This is a genomic window from Clostridium sp. 19966 (genome assembly GCF_032335695.1).
Classification (GTDB): domain Bacteria; phylum Bacillota; class Clostridia; order Clostridiales; family Clostridiaceae; genus JACTOJ01.
Map to the genome: position 1 here is coordinate 19,744 of NZ_JACTOJ010000022.1, position 17,259 is coordinate 37,002.

Here is a 17,259-nt window from a genome sequence, read left to right on the forward strand (position 1 = left end):
TCAATAACTATTAATTTTTACCTCTTACTTCTTAATTCAACTTTATCACTTACTAATCTTATCTTAATATCTTAAAATAAATAATATTTTTGCCACAGCCCCGTTATTTTATATTTATGACATTAAGCTCATGCAGTGCTCTAGTACACATAACATAGTTTATTTTTGCGTCCTTCTGTAAATCCTGTATGTCTCCATGCTTCACAATTATTACGCTGTCAAATTCAAGTCCCTTAGCATAGTAGGATGGAATAAGTACAGTGCCTCCGCTGTAAATTATATCATCAGTATCCATAACTTTTATATTAAGCTTCGGACTCAGCAGTGATTGTATTTCCTTAGTAGCTTCCATATCTCTGCATACTAATGCTATACTTTCGTAGCCTTTTTTGTTTAAATCCTCTACCATTTCTTTTATGGTGTCTGAAAAATGTTCCTTTTCCGCTGAAATTTCTTTAACTTTATTTCCGCTTCTGACTAAAGGAACAATCTTACCTCCGATAAAATTATTAGCATATTCCATGATTTCTTTAGTAGATCTATAGCTCTTTTCAAGCCCAAAAAACTTAATATCTTCTCCATTAAGAATTTTATCAAGTTTTACCATAGGCACTTCACCCTCACAAGGAAGAATTCTTTGATTGGAATCCCCTACTATTGTCATGGATAGGCAGCCCGTGATTTCTTTTATCACCTTAAACTGAAGTGAGCTGTAATCCTGTGCCTCATCTATGACTACATGCTTTATATCCTCTTTTACCACATTTCCTCTAAGCTTAATATCTATATATAAAAGAGGTGCTAAGTCATCATAAGTAAGCATATCTTTGCCATTAATAGTTTCATATATTTCTAAAACATTAGGATTTTCTATCCAGGCTAGAGCTTGTTTGCAGTCAAGAACTCCTCGTATTATTTCTCTTATCTTATTTCTTCGCATGAATTCTACCTGATTGCCTTCCAGCTGAAGTTCTCTAGGTGTCATCTTTGCTATTGTTTCTTTGTACTCCCTTTGTACTTCTCTAACTAAATCATCTCTCACATCTTTTATTTTGCTGAATATTATTCTTCTTATCTTCTTGCTTCTTCTAAACAAAGGCATATCTTTAAAATAGTTTTCAAACATTTCTTTGATTTCAGCTTTATCTACTACAGGCTTACCTAGAAGAGTAACCTCCTTTATATCAAAGTAATGCTTATTTACTTCATCAATTTTACTTTCAATAACTTTTTCAAAATCTTCAGAAGCCTTATAGAGAGCTTTATTTATGAATTCTTTATCATCACTTAATATTCTATCCATATAGTCTTTGAAAGGCATAACTTCATGAATATTTAATTTGCTCATTGCATAATCGCTAAAAGTGCTTTGTTTTACACCCACCTCACCAAGACTTGGCAAAACCATGGATATATACTCCATAAATATACTGTTAGGTCCAAGTATCAGCACCTTATCCTGTAATCTTTCTCTGTAGTTATAGAGAAGGTATGCTACCCTGTGAAGTGCTATAGTAGTTTTACCGCTTCCTGCCACACCGTTAACTACCATGGTTATATCATAAGGCTGCCTTATTATCTCATCCTGCTCTGATTGGATTGTCATTACTATGTCTTTAAGCTTTTCAGAGCTGTTGCTGCTTAAAACCATCTGAAGTATATCATCCTTTACATCTACAGAGGTATCAAACATTCCAACAAGCTCGCTTTTCTTTATTATAAACTGCCTCTTGGACTTTATATCTGCTGTAACATCTCCCATAGGAGCTTTATATACAGCCTCTCCAAGTTTACCGCTGTAAAATAGGGAAGCCACCGGTGCTCTCCAATCCACCACCAAGGGCTCATAGGAACCTTCTGGAGTAACTCCAAATCTTCCTATATAGATATATTCCTCTTCCATATCTGCTTCTTTAAAGTTTACTTTCCCAAAATAAGGGGTATTTTTAAGTATGATAAGCTCTTTTAATCTTCTATCAATGCTTTTAAAAGATTCTTCCTTAACAAAACGCTCATGGTCAAAATAATCGATTATCTTATCTTCATCATTTCTAAATTCATCCAGCGCATTTTTTCTGTATTCAAGTATGTAGGAGGTTAATTCTTTCCTTTTACCTATATAAAGCAATATTTCATTTTTAATTATATCTATGCTCTCTTTAAGCTTTTCTTTTTCTACAGCCAGCTCCAGCTCTTTTTTAATGCTGGAGGTGAATTCCTCATCATTTTCTTTTGAATAGTTATTAATGTCCACATCTACCCCTCCTCATAAAATCATCTAATATGTAGTTTTACTTCAAAAATCCAAATCTGCTAAAAGGATATACTATAAGCTGGGCTTTACCTCTTATATCTTTTTCATTTATGTAAGGATTACTCCAATATCTGGCATCATTTGAATTTGCTCTGTTATCCCCCATGAAAAGATAGCAATCCTTAGGAACCACAAAGTTTCCTGCCTTTTTATCAGGATTTTTCACATAAGGTTCATTTAATTTAGTGCCGTTTATATAAACATCCCCATTGTCATCCACCTTAACCGTTTCACCAGGAAGCCCTATAACCCTCTTTATAAAAAGTTGATTTTCCGGAGCAAAATTAAACACTAAAATATCTCCTCTTTTAATTTTACTGTAATTATATATTTTAGTAGCAAAAGCCTGATCGCCTACCTTTAAGGTTGGTACCATAGATTCTGAGGGGATATATATTTTAAACAATAAAAACTTATTTATTAATAATGTTAGTACAAGTGCTACTAACACAGGAATTATGTAGTCCTTGAATATTTTTTTATAAAGAGTCATCTTAACACCCACCTTATTATTTTATACGTCCTAGATCCACAAAAAGTAGTCATAGGTAATATTATACCTTATTCTAACTTATTTTAAAACTAAGTTTTTACTACAATCTTCGATTTTAATTTATCTATGGCTTTTAAAATCCTTTCACCTATAATATAATTTTATTTGACTAGAGAATTAAATTTAGGTTAAAATCACATAATTATATCATAGATGTGTATTTTAAAACATTGCAAGGAGGCAACTTACATGATAAAACTATCTCCATCAATACTATCTTCTGATTTTTCAAAATTAGGAGAAGAAGTCAAACTTTTAGATGAGGCTGGGGCAGATTTAATCCACATTGATGTGATGGATGGAAATTTTGTTCCTAATATAACTTTAGGACCGCCTATTATAAAGGCTTTAAGACCTTATACAAAGCTTCCATTTGATGTCCATCTTATGATTGAAAACCCTAGTAACTATATTAAGGATTTTGTAGAGGCTGGCTCTGATATAATAACTGTTCATTATGAGAGCGACCGCCATATGGATAGACTTGTAGACTACATAAAAGGCTTCAATGTAAAAGCAGGAATAGCGTTAAATCCTTCCACTCCAGTGTCTTTTATTAAACATCTTCTTCACAAGATAGATTTGGTATTAATTATGAGCGTAAACCCAGGCTTTGGAGGTCAATCTTTTATTCCCTACAGCCTAGATAAAATTAAGGAACTTACTAGATTAAAGCAGGAAAATAATTATAGATATGAAATAAATGTAGATGGCGGAATATCAGCAGATAATTGCAAAGAAGCTGCTGCTGCTGGTGCTAATATATTAGTATCTGGATCAGGCATATTTAAAAATCATGAGCTGAAGGAAAATATAAAAAAATTTAGAGAAGTTCTTAAAAAATATTAAACAAATCAATACTGTTTATCGTAATAGATATATATAATGCAAAAGTTAGGGATGATAATTGGATGAACAAATCTTTAAAGCTCTATACATTTATATTTATATTATTGCTTTCCTTTTCTTTTACAGCTTGTAATTATGCCAAGCCTGTGGAAGAAAATAAAACTATTACTTCTAATTCTCCTAAAATAGACAAGCCTATTGAAGGAATATCATCTTCCTCTAAGGATGAAGATGCAGATATAAGATTTAAATACAAAGATACTCACAGAAGCAGCAACGCTGCAAATAAAGCAGTTAAGTATACAGATATAGACCCAGCGAAAGCAAAAATTCCCGTGCTTATGTATCACTCTATAAACGAGAATAGTACTAATAGCCTTATAATTAAGCCAGAAGAATTTGCAGCTGAAATGAAATGGTTAAATGATCAGGGGTATACCCCTTTGTCTCTTGATGAGCTTTACGGCATACTAACCACAGGTAAAAATTGTCCCGATAAACCTGTAGTGATAACCTTTGATGATGGATATAGGGACAATTATGATAATGCCTATCCAATATTAAAAAAATATGGTTTTAAAGCAACCATATTTGTAATAACTAAATATATAGACCAGCCAGATTGTTTAACTACTGAAAACATAAAAGAAATGTTCAATAATAATATAGATTTTGAGAGCCATACGGATACCCACAGCGAACTCAGCACTCTTAATTATGCTGCCCAGCTCAAAGAGCTTGTTACCTCAAGGGATAAGCTTAGCGCATTGCTTGGGAAAGGCACGGAATATCTATGCTATCCATCAGGAAAATACAATAACGACACCATAAAAGCAGATGCTGAAGCTGGCTATAAAATGAGTTTTACCACTAAGCCTGGTTTTGCTAATAAAAGTTATGGGCTTGAAACCATACCTAGAATAAGAATGTATCCTGGCATAAATATGGCTGCTATACGCGCAAACTAATCATTAATAAAAATGCCTAGAAATGTATTAAACATCTCTAGGCATTTTTCATTTGGTTTTGTTTTAAGCTTCTATTTTCTCTTTAACGCTTAAATCTATATTTAATTCTTTTGATACTTCCATAAGTATATCCAGAGCCTTAATTATCTGTTCTTCTTTGTGTTCACTTATAACGCAGAATCTTAATCTTGCCTGCCCCTTAGGCACTGCTGGGTATACAGCTGGGGGAACGAATACTCCTCTTTCAAGCATTACATTGCTGATTTTAAAGGCATCTATATCGTCACCTACCATTATAGGTATTATAGCTGTCTCACCTGCAAGGCAGGTGTTAAGTCCTCTCTTATGAGCTTCTGACACAAAAGTATCTATATTTTCATGAAGCCTCTTAACTACAGAATTATCTCTAGTCAATATCTCTAAGGCCTTCATAGTAGCTGCTGCAGAGGGCGGATTGATTCCTACAGAAAATACGAATCCAGGCACTGTGTATCTTAAAAAGTCCACCAGACATTTCTTGCCGGCTAGGTATCCTCCACAGGTTCCAAGTCCCTTTGAAAGAGTTCCCATCTTCACATCTATGTCATAAGGATCCAAATTGAAATATTCGTCTACTCCTCTTCCGTGTTCACCTATTACACAAGCTGAATGTGCTTCATCCACCATAAGGAAGAATCCGTACTTTTTCTTTAGCTTTATAAATTCAGGCATAGGCGCAATATCGCCATCCATGGAATATACGCCTTCCACAACTACCAGAATCTTTTCGTATCTAGGTCTAACATTCTTCAAAATACTTTCAAGAGCTGCAAAATCATTATGAGGAAAGGCTTTAGCATCACTCTTTGAAAGCTGACATCCCTGCACTATGGAATTGTGAGATAAAGCATCATACAATATTATATCTCTTTCATTACAGAAGTTTCCTACAAAAGTTACATTTGTAGAATGTCCTCCCACCAATACTATAGAATCCTCTGTATGTTTCCACTCTGCTATCTTCTTTTCCAGTTCCATATAAATGTGTTTCTCACCAGCCAGTATTCTGCTTCCGCTGGCAGAAGTTCCATATTTTTCTGCGGCATCCTGGGCTGCTTTTATAGTCTCTGGATGACCGGACATACCTACGTAATTATAAGATCCAAAATTCAATACTTCTCTTTCGCCGTCAAGCATAGATACATCTCTTATAGCAGAATCATGACATACAAAGTACGGATTTCCCGCTTCTTCAGCACTTTTTAATCTATCCACTAGAGCCTTGTATTCTCTTGAACTTTCAAAGGAAGTTATAGGAGTCACTTCCTTTTGCTGATCAGGGGTTACTTTTCCATCATTATCTTCACTGATTCCGTAAAGCTTTCTGACGATTAAAGCTGAAAGATTGTTAACATTAGTGCAATTATAATATTCAGAGTCAGGTATAACTACATTATATTTCTCCTCAACCTTTACAAGCAAGCTTATGCTTGATAGGCTGTCACCGCCTAAATCATCTATAAAGTGAGCATCATAGGCAACACTTTCTTCAGGAAGATGCAGCACTTCTGCAAAGAATCCTCTTACCTTCTCTTTGATTTCTTTTAGTTCTCTTGAAGCTTCTATCTCTGTTGGAGCTGCTTTTTCCTCCGCCTTCTCTTTTACATCGAAATTTTTGCTTCTAAGATCTAAGTCTATTACACTAATACCGTTATTTTCTATATCTTTCTTAAGCTGAGCTCTCTTAACCTTTATTCCATTTACTACTGGAAGAGGCTCAGAAGTGATATAAACTTTATTCACTCTTTTCATCACCGGAAGAGTTCCGTTAATCCTATTTACTTCATTTCTTATAGTATCATATATCAATTCGTTCATGTCCTTTGGAGCAAGGCTAACCACTAGAGTAATATACTCATAGTTAGCATCCTTTTTAGTACCTAGCACTGAAAGCTGATTGTATACAGAAAGCTTTGAATAATAATCCTCTAATTCGTCAGGATAAACATTTTCCCCTGATTCATTTATGATGAGGTCTTTTATTCTTCCATCTATAAATAATCTTCCACTTTCCAATCTTCCAATGTCTCCAGTATCAAACCATCCTTCCTTATCCACCTCTGCAGGAACCTTTTCCCCATCGATAAGACGTCCGCTGTGGATGGCTTTTCCTCTTACAAGCACATCGCCAGATTCATTTCCGCTATCCTTAACTACCTTGTATTCTATGTACTTAAGCGGCTTACCTGTAGAGCCCATCATTCTCTTTCTAAAGCTGTCACTGGTTTCACAGGAAGATACTCCAACCTCCGTCATTCCAAAACCGCTGGTAGTGAAATATCCTATGCCATTTAAAAGTCTCATGCTTTCATAAGGTATATGGCTCCCTCCGCTAATCATCACTCTTATCTGAGGCCCCAAAAGACCATTTAAAATATTTTTAAATATGCTTTGGGCAAATTTAGTTCCCATCTCAGCATTAATCTTTTGTAGGAACAAGCTTACATTTAACATGCTGTTAAATAGCAGCTGTTTTCCCTTAGTCTCTTGAGATAATTTTCTTGATATACCTTTAGCTAGATTATTAGGAAGCAGCGGAACTGTAGTGATGTGTGTAACCTTATGCTCCCTGCAAGCTTTCATTATGGTTTCTGGAGATCTATCTTTTATGTAAACCACAGTGGTGCCGTAAAAAGAAAACCATAAATAACTTGCTACAAGGCCAAATATATGATGCATAGGCAGGAATGCAAGCACTTTATCGTTTTCTCTTGGGCTTATTCTCTCTGTGTCATAATATAGATATTCAGCGTTTAATATTTGATGGCTTACAGATTCACCATCATAGTAATACACTTTGCTAGTGCTGGTGGTACCAGAAGTACATAGTGCAAATTCATTTTCCCACTTAGGTTCAAAGTTTACCTTTTCTTCACCTATTTTTATTACAGAATTTATTAACATTTTAGCTCCAGCCTGCTTCATTAAATAGCTGGTCATTTCATCTGCCATAGCAGCATCTAAAAGAAGAGGTTTATAGCCAGCCATAAGTATGCTCCAAAAGGTTATAGGCCAATAAGGTGAATTGCTCATCTTTATACCTATGTAAGATCCCCTCTGAATTTCAGCTGCCATTTGAGATAATTTTGCTGCTGTCTTAAGAATTTTTTCATTATAATCTGAATAAGTCCATTTAACTATTTTGCTATCTTCTATAAATTCACATACTATTTTTTCACCATTTTTCATCATGGCATTATAAATGCTCTTAAAATCCATAGATGAATTTTTAAGTTCATTTACTGTTATTCTCGATTCTCTCATATTCAACCCTCCGAGTTTAATATATCTTATTTATCCTGTTTTCTATATCCTTTGACTCTGCTTCGGATAAGTCACCCTTTTTAATATAATAGCTTATTATTATTTTTTCAAAGATCCTTCCAGGCAATATTCTCTTAAGCATCACTGAAAGCTTTTGAAAAAAATAACCTACAATGTATCTTTCTTTGATATGTTTGCTTTTTATGATATTAAATATAAGTTTCCCTATTTTTTCTGGATTACACCCATTATTTTCATCATGCTCAAATGTTACTAAAGTCTTTGCAAAACTTTTATAGTAAGGAGAATTCTTATCCGTAGCTTTAGTAAATATTCTGTTTTTTGTAAAACCAGTGCAGAAATCACCAGGCTGTATCATACATACCTTTATGCCAAATTCATTTAACTCTTTACTTAATGCTTCAGTATATCCTTCTATTGCAAATTTAGTACTGCTGTAAACTCCTTGATATGGAAGGCCTATAATGCCTCCTATGGAAGATGTATTTATTATGATTCCGCTTCTTCTCTCTCTCATAATCGGAAGTATGTTATCTATAACTCGAACTGTTCCAAAGAAATTTATTTCAAAGAGATTTTTAAATTCATCCATTGAAGTTTCTTCCAATGGACCTGATATACCTGAACCTGCATTGTTAATAAGTACATCTATAGTCCCTGCCTTTTCTGAAATTTCTCGTACAGCCTTCTTGACCGAATTATCATCCGTTACATCCATAGCTACCATGGAAATATCCTTTGATTTTAATTCATCATCCCCTCTTCCACTTCTACTGGTTCCGTAAACTTTTATTCCCTTATCAGCCAAGTAAAGTGCCGTAGCTCTGCCAATTCCAGAAGATGCTCCAGTTATAAGAACTACTTTTTTTTCATACATTTTCCATATCCCCCATTTCAAAGATACCGTATACTCTATTACAAATACTAACACATTATACCACATTTCATTATCATATAAAATATTTTAATTTTCATTTAACTTTCTACATATTATATCAACATTTTAAATAAAATAATTTATCTATTTATAATGTTCTGTGATATACTAAGAGATAAAGCTATGCTTTAAGAAAATGTTAATATATAGGCTTTGATTGATAAAACAGAAATAAAATAATAATGCTTTATAAGGAGTTGTTTTTTACGTGTTTGGATATGTGGTTCCATGTAGAATGGAACTAAAAATTAAAGATTTTGAAAAATTCAAAGCTTATTATTGCGGATTATGTCATGCTATAAAAGATAATTTCGGAAATCTTCCAAGAATGGCTTTAAACTATGATATGACCTTCTTAGCCATTCTCATAGATTCTTTAGATAATCATAAACTAAATTATAGAAAATTTAGATGTGCAGTGCACCCTACAAAAGAAAGAATTAGAATTTATGACAATCCTGCTTTAATATATGCTGCTGAATGTAATATAATGTTGACCTATTACAAGCTTATTGATAATATTAATGATGATAATACTATAACTAGTAAATTATCTTCTTCATTCTTGAAAAGATATATTTCAGGTAGCGATTTAAGCAATAATATTGGTAATATATTAAATACCCTTTATACTATGGAAAAAGAAGCATATAAATATAGCATCGATGAAATTTCTCATCATTTTGCCCACCTTACAGGCTATATAATAAGTGATTATTTTAAGGATGATTATGAATACAAGGAAACTTTATATTGGCTTGGGTATAATCTTGGAAAATGGATATACATAATTGATGCTTGGGATGACTTAGAAAAAGATATGAAGAAAGGTAAATTTAATCTTTTAACTGCACTATATAATAAGGAAGGTTTAGATTGTGATAAGTTAAAAATACAAATAGAAGATAACATAGATTTTATACTTACCACTTGTGCTTCCGCAACCTATGAAATTTTAAGCTCCCTGCCAATTGAGAAAAATAAAGAGCTACTTGATAACATATTAAAATTTGGTCTTATGGAAAAAATGGATATTGTTTTTAAAAGGAGTGAATTGTTAAATGCAAAACCCATATGAAATATTGGGCGTAAAAGAAGGCGCCAGCAAAGAAGAAATCAAAAAGGCTTATAGAGAATTAGCCAAGAAATACCATCCTGATCAATATGATAGCAATCCTTTAAAAGACTTAGCGGAAGAAAAAATGAGAGAACTTAATGAAGCCTATGAGTACCTTATGAAAAATGCTTCCGAAGGCAGCTCATATTATCAGCGTCAAGAAAGTTATAGCGATAATTCCAGTTACAACAATTCTAATGGATATGGTTATGGAAATATTCGTAACGATATACAGAGAGGCAACTATAGAAACGCCGAAACTGCTCTGAATTCCATGACTAATAAGGACGCAGAATGGTATTATTTAATGGGGCTTTTACATATGAAAAAAGGCTGGTATGACAGCGCAAGAAATTATATTTCTACTGCCACTAACATGAATCCGGCTAATCCTGAATATAGAAATGCTTTAGACAATATAAGCAGACGAAATGGAAATTATAGAGATAATTTCTATGGAAGAAGAGGAAACAACGACGAAATGTGTGATTTCTGCGTGAAGCTTTGGTGCGCAGACAGCCTTTGCGAATGCATGGGCGGAGATATAGTTCCTTGCTGCTAACTCAATATAAAGAGAGGTGGAAAGTAAATGAATAATACAAAGAATATTGCTAGAGGCGGATTATATGCAGCACTTACCGTAATTCTAATATATATCTCTGGTATAATTCCAACGAGCAAACTCTCGTTACTGACTATAGTGTCAGCTATCATCCCTTACTCCATACTTACTACTGGTGTAAAGAATAGCTTTGTTGTGTACTTTGCCGCCTCCCTGCTCTCGTTAATTTTAGGAATAAAGGGCATCGCTTTTGCCTACGTGATTTTCTTCGGATTGTATGGATTTGTGAAATATTACGTGGAAGCATTGGATAAAATGGTGATAGAATTTATAATTAAGTTTGTATTTTTTAATTTAAGCATGGGAATTTTGTATTTTGCTTATAGTTCCTTATTTACAGACAGCCTAAGCACAAAGCTTCCTATATACCTCATAATTATAGGCGCTGAGATAGCTTTTATTATTTACGACTATGCACTTACTTTAATTATAAATTATATAAGGACAAAATTTATAAAGAAATAATAGAGGATTTGAAATGAAGTATTTTTCACTTTATCTTTTAGTAATAAATATAATAGCTATTGTGGTGATGTATAAAGATAAACAATATGCAAAAAATCATCATTGGAGAATACGTGAATCCACTTTATTCATAATAGCCCTTATCTTCGGAAGTCTTGGCATACTTATTGGCATGAAAAGATTCAGGCATAAAACCAAGCATTTGAGGTTTACAATATTCATTCCTCTTATAGCATTGGCTCAAATATTTATTATCTATAGATTGTTCTATTAAAAAATATGGCTTAAGTGCCATATTTTTTTATACTGATTTTCTATAATTTCCTATGAGCCTAAAATCGCTGCTGACTTCTTTTATTTTATCTATAGCCTGTATAACATTCTTATCCTGTATATTTCCCTCAAAATCTATATGAAAGCTGTACTGCCAAGGATGATCTATTATTGGTCTTGATTCGATTTTCATCATATTTAATTTACTCTCATATATTATTTTTATTACATTATAAAGAGTTCCACAGGTATGAGGAAGCTTTAGTATTATACTCATTTTATCGCAGTCCTGTGAATATTCTAACTTGTTAGATATTATTATGAACCTGGTAAAATTGTTATTGCTTAAGCTTATATTTTCTTCAATAATCTTAAGCCCATAAAGTTTAGCTGCACTCACATTTCCTATAGCTGCCTTTTCTTTAGAGCCGCATTCCTTAACATATTGGGCGCTTTTGGCGGTATTATAGTAATTGAAGAGCTTCCAAGCTTTATGCTCCGACAGAAACTGCCTGCATTGCATAAGACCTTGTGGGTGCGAATACACTTCCTTAATATCCTCTATATCAGCCTCTGGAAGAACTAACAGTCTATGCTCTATTTTTAAACAGGATTCTCCTACTATGTAGGCTTCATATTTATTTAAAAGATCCAAAACATCATTTACACCGCCAGTAGAAGTATTCTCTATTGGAAGCACCGCATAGCTTACTTCTTTGTCTACTACTAGCTTAAATACCTCTTCAAAACTATCTCTGTGAATTCCTTGATTGCTGTCATCAAATATGGATAACATCGCCTCATGAGTGTTAGATCCAGGTTCACCATAATAACCTATTTTAGAATTTTTTATGCTTAAATTTTGCTGCATATTATCCCCCTTTAAAATTACAAGAAAGCTGCAAAAACAGCTTTCTTAAAAATTACATTAATTGTTCTATTATTAAATCCCCCATTTTTTCGCAGCCTACTGCCTGCTTTCCTTCCGACATTATATCAAGAGTTCTATATCCCATATCAAGCACTTTATTTATAGCTTCTTCAATATCCTTTGCTGCAGCATCCATATTAAAAGAATACTTGAGCATTAAGGCCGTACTCATAATAGTGGCTAAAGGATTTGCCTTGTCTTGACCTGCTATATCCGGTGCTGAACCATGTATAGGTTCATATAAACCTACATTTCCATCCCCTAAGGAAGCAGATGGCAGCATTCCTAAGGAACCTGTTATCATGGAAGCCTCATCACTTAGTATGTCACCAAACATATTCTCCGTTAAAATAACATTGAACTGAGATGGCTTTCTAATAAGCTGCATTGCAGCATTATCAACATACATATAATTAAGTTCTACTTCCGGATAGCTCTTTGCTATATCTGTAACCACTTCTCTCCAAAGCCTAGAGCTTTCCAATACATTAGCTTTATCTACTAGAGTAAGTTTGTTTTCTCTTTTTTTAGCAATATTAAAGGCCATATGAGTAATCCTAGTGATTTCAGCAGTAGTATACAGCTGTGTATCCCATGCTTTGTAGGTACCATCCTCTAATTTTACTCTTTTCTTTTCTCCAAAGTAAGAGCCTCCAATAAGTTCTCTTATAATCATAACATCAAGTCCATCTTTTAAAGCTTCTTCCTTCAGCATTGATGCTGACTTTAATTGAGGAAATACTATTGCTGGTCTGAGATTTGCATAAACGTCAAGGGCTTTTCTTATGCCCAAAAGACCTGCTTCTGGTCTCAGGTGCCCTGGAAGTGTATCCCACTTCTCGCCTCCCACAGCTCCTAAAAGTACTGCATCACTTTTCTTGCATATATCAATAGTCTCCTGTGGCAGCGGTACTCCTGTTTTGTCTATGGCTATTCCTCCCATAAGCACTTCTTCAGTCTCTAGATTTACTCCATATTTTTCTGTTACTACCTTCAAAACTTTAAGCGCCTGATTTATTACCTCTGGTCCAATTCCATCTCCTGGTATTACTGCTAATTTCATTTTATCTTTCCCCCTAATCATTTTTATTACTTTCTTCATATAAGAAATACTCTAAGGAATCCACTAAAGCTTCCCAGCTGGCTTGTATTATGTTTGTTGATACCCCAACTGTTCCCCAAACCTTATTTCCATCTGTGCTCTCTATATGAACTCGCACTTTAGCCGCTGTAGCTTCTGTAGTATCGAGTACTCTTACCTTATAATCGTTTAGCCTTATTTTTTTAAGCTGAGGATAGAACACCAAAAGTGCTTTTCTCAGTGCCACATCCATGGCATTTACAGGTCCATCTCCTTCTCCTGCTGTAAGCTCTTCTCTTCCATCTACTTCAACTTTAATTACTGCATAAGCGCTATTTTTTTCAAGCCATTTATCTTCGCAGTTTACTCTAAAGTCCTTTACTTTGAAAAAGCTCTTATATATTCCAAGCATTTTTCTAACCATAAGTTCAAAGGAAGAATCCGCTCCTTCAAATTGATAGCCTTCATACTCCAAGCTTTTAAGCTTATCTATTATACCTTGGGCCTCTACAGAATCCTTTGTAATCCAAGGTGCTACTTTCTGTATCTTTTTTACCACGGTGCTTTTCCCACTTACCTCTGACATTAATATTCTTCTATTATTGCCCACCAAAGCTGGTTCTATATGTTCAAAAGACTTTGGATTTTTCAACACCGCATCTATGTGCATGCCTCCTTTGTGAGCAAAAGCGCTATTACCAACATAAGGTGCTTTTTCACTATGAGCCATATTGGCTATCTCACTCACATGCCTGGAAACAGCCGTTATTCCTTGAATATTTTCTCCGCAGTTAAATTCAGTTTTAACCTTGATTTTTAGAGTTGGTATTATGGATACAAGATTTGCATTTCCGCATCTTTCACCATAGCCATTAATGGTTCCCTGAAGCATCCTCGCTCCGTTCTTTGCTGCCATAACTGAATTAGCTACTGCCATTCCCATATCATCGTGACAATGAACTCCTAAAGGAAGGTTTATTTTTTTTTCTGTCTCTTTTATAATTTCTACTAGTTCATCAGGTTGAGTGCCTCCATTAGTATCGCAAAGCACAAGCCAATCTGCACCTGCTGCTTCGGCTGCTTTTAACGTGCTTATGGCATACTCTTTGTTAGCTTTAAACCCATCGAAAAAATGTTCTGCATCAAAAACCACTTCTTTTTCATTATCCTTAAGATACTTAATAGTATCTCTAATCATTTTTAAATTTTCATCACAGTCCGTCCTCAATATTTCAAACACATGCATATCCCAAGACTTGCCAAAGATAGCTACTGTAGCTGTATTAGCATTTAAAATAGCCTTTAGTCCCTTATCATCTTCTACTTTAGAATAAGGTTTCCTAGTACTGCCGAAAGCTACTAATTTAGCATTTTTTAACTTAAGTTTATATATACTATTAAAAAATTCTATATCCTTAGGATTTGAACCTGGATTTCCAGCTTCTATATAATCCACTCCAAAATCATCTAGGAGTTTACAAATTTTTATTTTATCTTCCAGTGTAAAAGAAATTCCCTCTGCCTGAGCCCCATCACGCAAAGTGGTGTCATAAATATAAACTTGTTTATTGAAATCCAATAATAAAGCCCCCTTCTTTTTATAATCCCCATAACTTTAATAGAAGTAAAAAAAGAGAATTTTCAATAAATTTTAATTATGCATTTGTAAAAATAGTACAAAAAAACAGAACTCATCCCAATGGGGCAAATTCTGCTCGCGGTACCACCCAAATCTTATAATTCCAAAATAAATATCATTTTCAAATTATAAATCTCTTAATAATAACGGATTTTCTCCGGCAAAGCTTACTTAAATTTCGGCCTACAACTCCAAGGCGATTTTCATCCTTGCATAAACTGTGGGCTTTCACCTACCCCACTCTCTTTTAAGCCTCCTCAAAGATTACTCTTCCTTATCAAAGTTTTTATAATTATTGTTTTTAAATTTAACATATTTATAGATGATTGTCAATATATTATGAAAATTTCATTATAATAAAGGGATAAAATTAAAGAATTTAAAAAAATATTTTTTTATACTTAGAAAGTATTGATTTTTCAGACAGAGTTATAAAAATTAATTTTTACTTGTATTTATTCATTGACTTTAATATATTTTACTATTATAATTTATAAAAATAATGGGGCAGATTCTGTTTTATCAGAATCAAAATTTAATAAAGGGGGCTAAAAAATGAAAGCTTGTGAAGCTATTGTTAGATGCTTGCAAGAGGAAAATGTGGATGTGATTTTCGGCTATCCAGGTGCTGCCGTAGCACCCATATATGAAGAACTAAGAAAGACTGACATATCTCATATTTTAGTTAGACATGAACAAGCTGCTGGCCACTGTGCCAATGGCTATGCCAGAGCTTCTGGCAAAGTTGGTGTATGCATGGCAACTTCCGGTCCTGGGGCTACTAATATTATAACCGCAATTGCCACTGCTTACATGGATTCAATTCCTATTGTAATAATAACTGGTCAAGTAAACACTTCCGTGATAGGTAAGGACGTATTTCAGGAAGCTGACATCACTGGTTCCACTGAACCTTTCACCAAACATAGCTATCTTGTAAAAAATGAAAAAGACATACCTAGAATACTTAAAGAAGCTTTTTATATAGCAAAAAGCGGACGTCCAGGTCCAGTTTTAGTAGACATTCCTGTAGATCTACAAAATAAAAATATAGATTTTGATTATTCCTTTGAGGTTAATATACGAGGCTATAAACCTAAAACCTCTGGTCACAAACTTCAGCTAAAGAAAATAGTAGATAAAATAAATTCCAGTTCCAAGCCTCTCGTTGTAGTTGGAGGAGGTGTAGCTTGCTCAAATGCAAGAGCTGAAATAATGGAATTTTTAAATAAATCAAAGCTTCCTGCGGTCCATACTCTCATGGGTAAAGATGCTGTAGATTCCACATATTCAGAATTTATTGGTTTTATAGGTATGCATGGGGACGCCTTTGCCAATGAAATAATCTCTAAGTCAGATGTTATTATCTCTGTGGGGGCTAGATTTAGCGACAGGAGCATAGCTAACATAAAAAACTATAATCATAAGGAAATAATTCATATAGATATAGATGCCGCAGAAATCGGAAAAACTTTCAAAACTTCTATTCCAGTGGTAGGTGATGCTAAAGAAATTCTAAGCGAATTAAATAAAAATATCTCTGCTCCCAATATAGACTCCTGGAAAAATGAAATAAAAGCCATAAAAGATACCTATTTATCTGAAAATGGTGCTTCAGTAGCTACTGCTGATGATTACGTCAATCCTAAGGATATAATTTGCTGCTTATCAAAGGAATGTGACAATTCCACAATATTAGTCTCCGATGTAGGACAAAATCTTATGTGGGCACTTAAAAACTATGAAATAATTGGGGAAAGACTTTTCTTTACCTCAGGAGGTCTCGGAACTATGGGATACTCACTGCCTGCTGCCATAGGTGCTAAACTGGCAGCACCTGATACAACAGTAATTGTGAGCGTAGGTGATGGAGCTTTTCAGATGAGCCTTCAGGAACTTGCAACTATGATAAATTGTGAGGTAAAACTTATCATAATTTTATTTAATAATCATGGCTTAGGTATGGTAAGAGAGCTGCAAAATGCCAAGTATAATAATTCTTTCGGAGTTGATATGGCTTTAAATCCTAATTTCACAAGACTTGCAGAGGCTTACGGCATTAACGGCGTTAAAGTAACTAAGGTTGAAGCTTTTCAAGATGCTCTTAAGGCTGCCTTGGCTTCTGATAAAAGTACGCTTATAGAATGCTTAATAAGCACTGAAACCAAGACGTTAATTTAGGAGGT

General features: G+C 34.1%; 14 protein-coding genes and 1 other annotated feature. Of the genes, 7 read left to right on the forward strand and 7 right to left on the reverse strand.

The features are described from left to right. Positions 1–103: 103 nt before the first annotated feature. Both IAI10_RS18845 and lepB read right to left on the reverse strand, forming a co-directional pair. Positions 104–2,254 (reverse strand): UvrD-helicase domain-containing protein, encoded by a 2,151-nt coding sequence (locus IAI10_RS18845; protein WP_315674852.1) that lies wholly within the window; start codon positions 2,252–2,254, stop codon positions 104–106. Between the two features lie 37 nt (positions 2,255–2,291). Then, positions 2,292–2,807 carry a signal peptidase I gene (gene lepB, locus IAI10_RS18850; RefSeq protein WP_315674853.1) on the reverse strand — a complete coding sequence of 172 codons (516 nt, stop codon included), beginning with the start codon at positions 2,805–2,807 and terminating at the stop codon, positions 2,292–2,294. 249 nt (positions 2,808–3,056) lie between these two features. Here lepB and rpe point away from each other — a divergent pair, with 249 nt between their 5' ends. Beyond that, a complete protein-coding gene (rpe, locus tag IAI10_RS18855; RefSeq protein WP_315674854.1) occupies positions 3,057–3,716 on the forward strand; it encodes a ribulose-phosphate 3-epimerase in 660 nt (219 codons plus the stop codon). Between the two features lie 62 nt (positions 3,717–3,778). Further along, positions 3,779–4,684: a polysaccharide deacetylase family protein gene (locus IAI10_RS18860; RefSeq protein ID WP_315674855.1), complete on the forward strand. Its 906-nt coding sequence runs from the start codon at positions 3,779–3,781 to the stop codon at positions 4,682–4,684. A gap of 63 nt (positions 4,685–4,747) precedes the next feature. On the opposite strand, the gene IAI10_RS18865 is transcribed toward IAI10_RS18860, so the two are convergent. Together IAI10_RS18865 and IAI10_RS18870 are read right to left on the reverse strand one after the other, a co-directional pair. Next, the gene (locus tag IAI10_RS18865; protein WP_315674856.1) at positions 4,748–7,987 is read right to left on the reverse strand and encodes an aminotransferase class I/II-fold pyridoxal phosphate-dependent enzyme; all 3,240 of its coding nucleotides are present in this window, start codon (positions 7,985–7,987) and stop codon (positions 4,748–4,750) included. 16 nt (positions 7,988–8,003) lie between these two features. Further along, the gene (locus IAI10_RS18870; RefSeq protein ID WP_315674857.1) at positions 8,004–8,885 is read right to left on the reverse strand and encodes an SDR family oxidoreductase; all 882 of its coding nucleotides are present in this window, start codon (positions 8,883–8,885) and stop codon (positions 8,004–8,006) included. Between the two features lie 268 nt (positions 8,886–9,153). On the opposite strand from IAI10_RS18870, the gene IAI10_RS18875 reads away from it, so the two are divergent. Genes IAI10_RS18875 through IAI10_RS18890 form a run of 4 tightly spaced genes read left to right on the forward strand, consistent with a single transcriptional unit; the run spans position 9,154 to position 11,423 of the window. After that, the gene (locus IAI10_RS18875; RefSeq protein WP_315674858.1) at positions 9,154–10,023 is read left to right on the forward strand and encodes a DUF5685 family protein; all 870 of its coding nucleotides are present in this window, start codon (positions 9,154–9,156) and stop codon (positions 10,021–10,023) included. Further along, entirely contained in the window at positions 10,007–10,624 is a 618-nt protein-coding gene (locus tag IAI10_RS18880) for a DnaJ domain-containing protein (RefSeq protein WP_315674859.1), read from the forward strand. Before IAI10_RS18875 ends, IAI10_RS18880 begins: the two co-directional genes overlap by 17 nt. A gap of 27 nt (positions 10,625–10,651) precedes the next feature. Continuing rightward, complete coding sequence (locus IAI10_RS18885; protein ID WP_315674860.1) at positions 10,652–11,149, forward strand: hypothetical protein; 498 nt, start codon at positions 10,652–10,654, stop codon at positions 11,147–11,149. Between the two features lie 13 nt (positions 11,150–11,162). After that, a complete protein-coding gene (locus IAI10_RS18890) occupies positions 11,163–11,423 on the forward strand; it encodes a DUF1294 domain-containing protein (protein WP_315674861.1) in 261 nt (86 codons plus the stop codon). 27 nt (positions 11,424–11,450) lie between these two features. Here the strand turns inward: IAI10_RS18890 and pheA are convergent, their stop codons facing one another. Genes pheA through cimA form a run of 3 tightly spaced genes read right to left on the reverse strand, consistent with a single transcriptional unit; the run spans position 11,451 to position 15,013 of the window. Then, entirely contained in the window at positions 11,451–12,293 is an 843-nt protein-coding gene (gene pheA, locus IAI10_RS18895) for a prephenate dehydratase (protein WP_315674862.1), read from the reverse strand. A gap of 52 nt (positions 12,294–12,345) precedes the next feature. After that, complete coding sequence (gene leuB / locus IAI10_RS18900) at positions 12,346–13,416, reverse strand: 3-isopropylmalate dehydrogenase (protein ID WP_315674863.1); 1,071 nt, start codon at positions 13,414–13,416, stop codon at positions 12,346–12,348. Between the two features lie 13 nt (positions 13,417–13,429). Continuing rightward, positions 13,430–15,013 carry a citramalate synthase gene (gene cimA / locus IAI10_RS18905; protein ID WP_315674864.1) on the reverse strand — a complete coding sequence of 528 codons (1,584 nt, stop codon included), beginning with the start codon at positions 15,011–15,013 and terminating at the stop codon, positions 13,430–13,432. Between the two features lie 118 nt (positions 15,014–15,131). Then, positions 15,132–15,363 (reverse strand) — a binding site (T-box leader). A 265-nt stretch (positions 15,364–15,628) separates the two neighbouring features. Here cimA and ilvB point away from each other — a divergent pair. Continuing rightward, positions 15,629–17,254, forward strand: a complete 1,626-nt coding sequence (ilvB, locus tag IAI10_RS18910; RefSeq protein ID WP_315674865.1) for a biosynthetic-type acetolactate synthase large subunit — start codon at positions 15,629–15,631, stop codon at positions 17,252–17,254. Positions 17,255–17,259 lie beyond the last annotated feature (5 nt).

Bases quoted from the DNA above. Each gene is read 5' to 3' on its own strand.
- lepB (WP_315674853.1), bottom strand. From the start codon at position 2,807: ATGACTCTTTATAAAAAAATATTCAAGGACTACATAATTCCTGTGTTA.
- rpe (WP_315674854.1), top strand. From the start codon at position 3,057: ATGATAAAACTATCTCCATCAATACTATCTTCTGATTTTTCAAAATTA.
- IAI10_RS18860 (WP_315674855.1), top strand. From the start codon at position 3,779: ATGAACAAATCTTTAAAGCTCTATACATTTATATTTATATTATTGCTT.
- IAI10_RS18865 (WP_315674856.1), bottom strand. From the start codon at position 7,987: ATGAGAGAATCGAGAATAACAGTAAATGAACTTAAAAATTCATCTATG.
- IAI10_RS18870 (WP_315674857.1), bottom strand. From the start codon at position 8,885: ATGTATGAAAAAAAAGTAGTTCTTATAACTGGAGCATCTTCTGGAATT.
- IAI10_RS18880 (WP_315674859.1), top strand. From the start codon at position 10,007: ATGCAAAACCCATATGAAATATTGGGCGTAAAAGAAGGCGCCAGCAAA.
- IAI10_RS18885 (WP_315674860.1), top strand. From the start codon at position 10,652: ATGAATAATACAAAGAATATTGCTAGAGGCGGATTATATGCAGCACTT.
- IAI10_RS18890 (WP_315674861.1), top strand. From the start codon at position 11,163: ATGAAGTATTTTTCACTTTATCTTTTAGTAATAAATATAATAGCTATT.
- pheA (WP_315674862.1), bottom strand. From the start codon at position 12,293: ATGCAGCAAAATTTAAGCATAAAAAATTCTAAAATAGGTTATTATGGT.
- leuB (WP_315674863.1), bottom strand. From the start codon at position 13,416: ATGAAATTAGCAGTAATACCAGGAGATGGAATTGGACCAGAGGTAATA.
- ilvB (WP_315674865.1), top strand. From the start codon at position 15,629: ATGAAAGCTTGTGAAGCTATTGTTAGATGCTTGCAAGAGGAAAATGTG.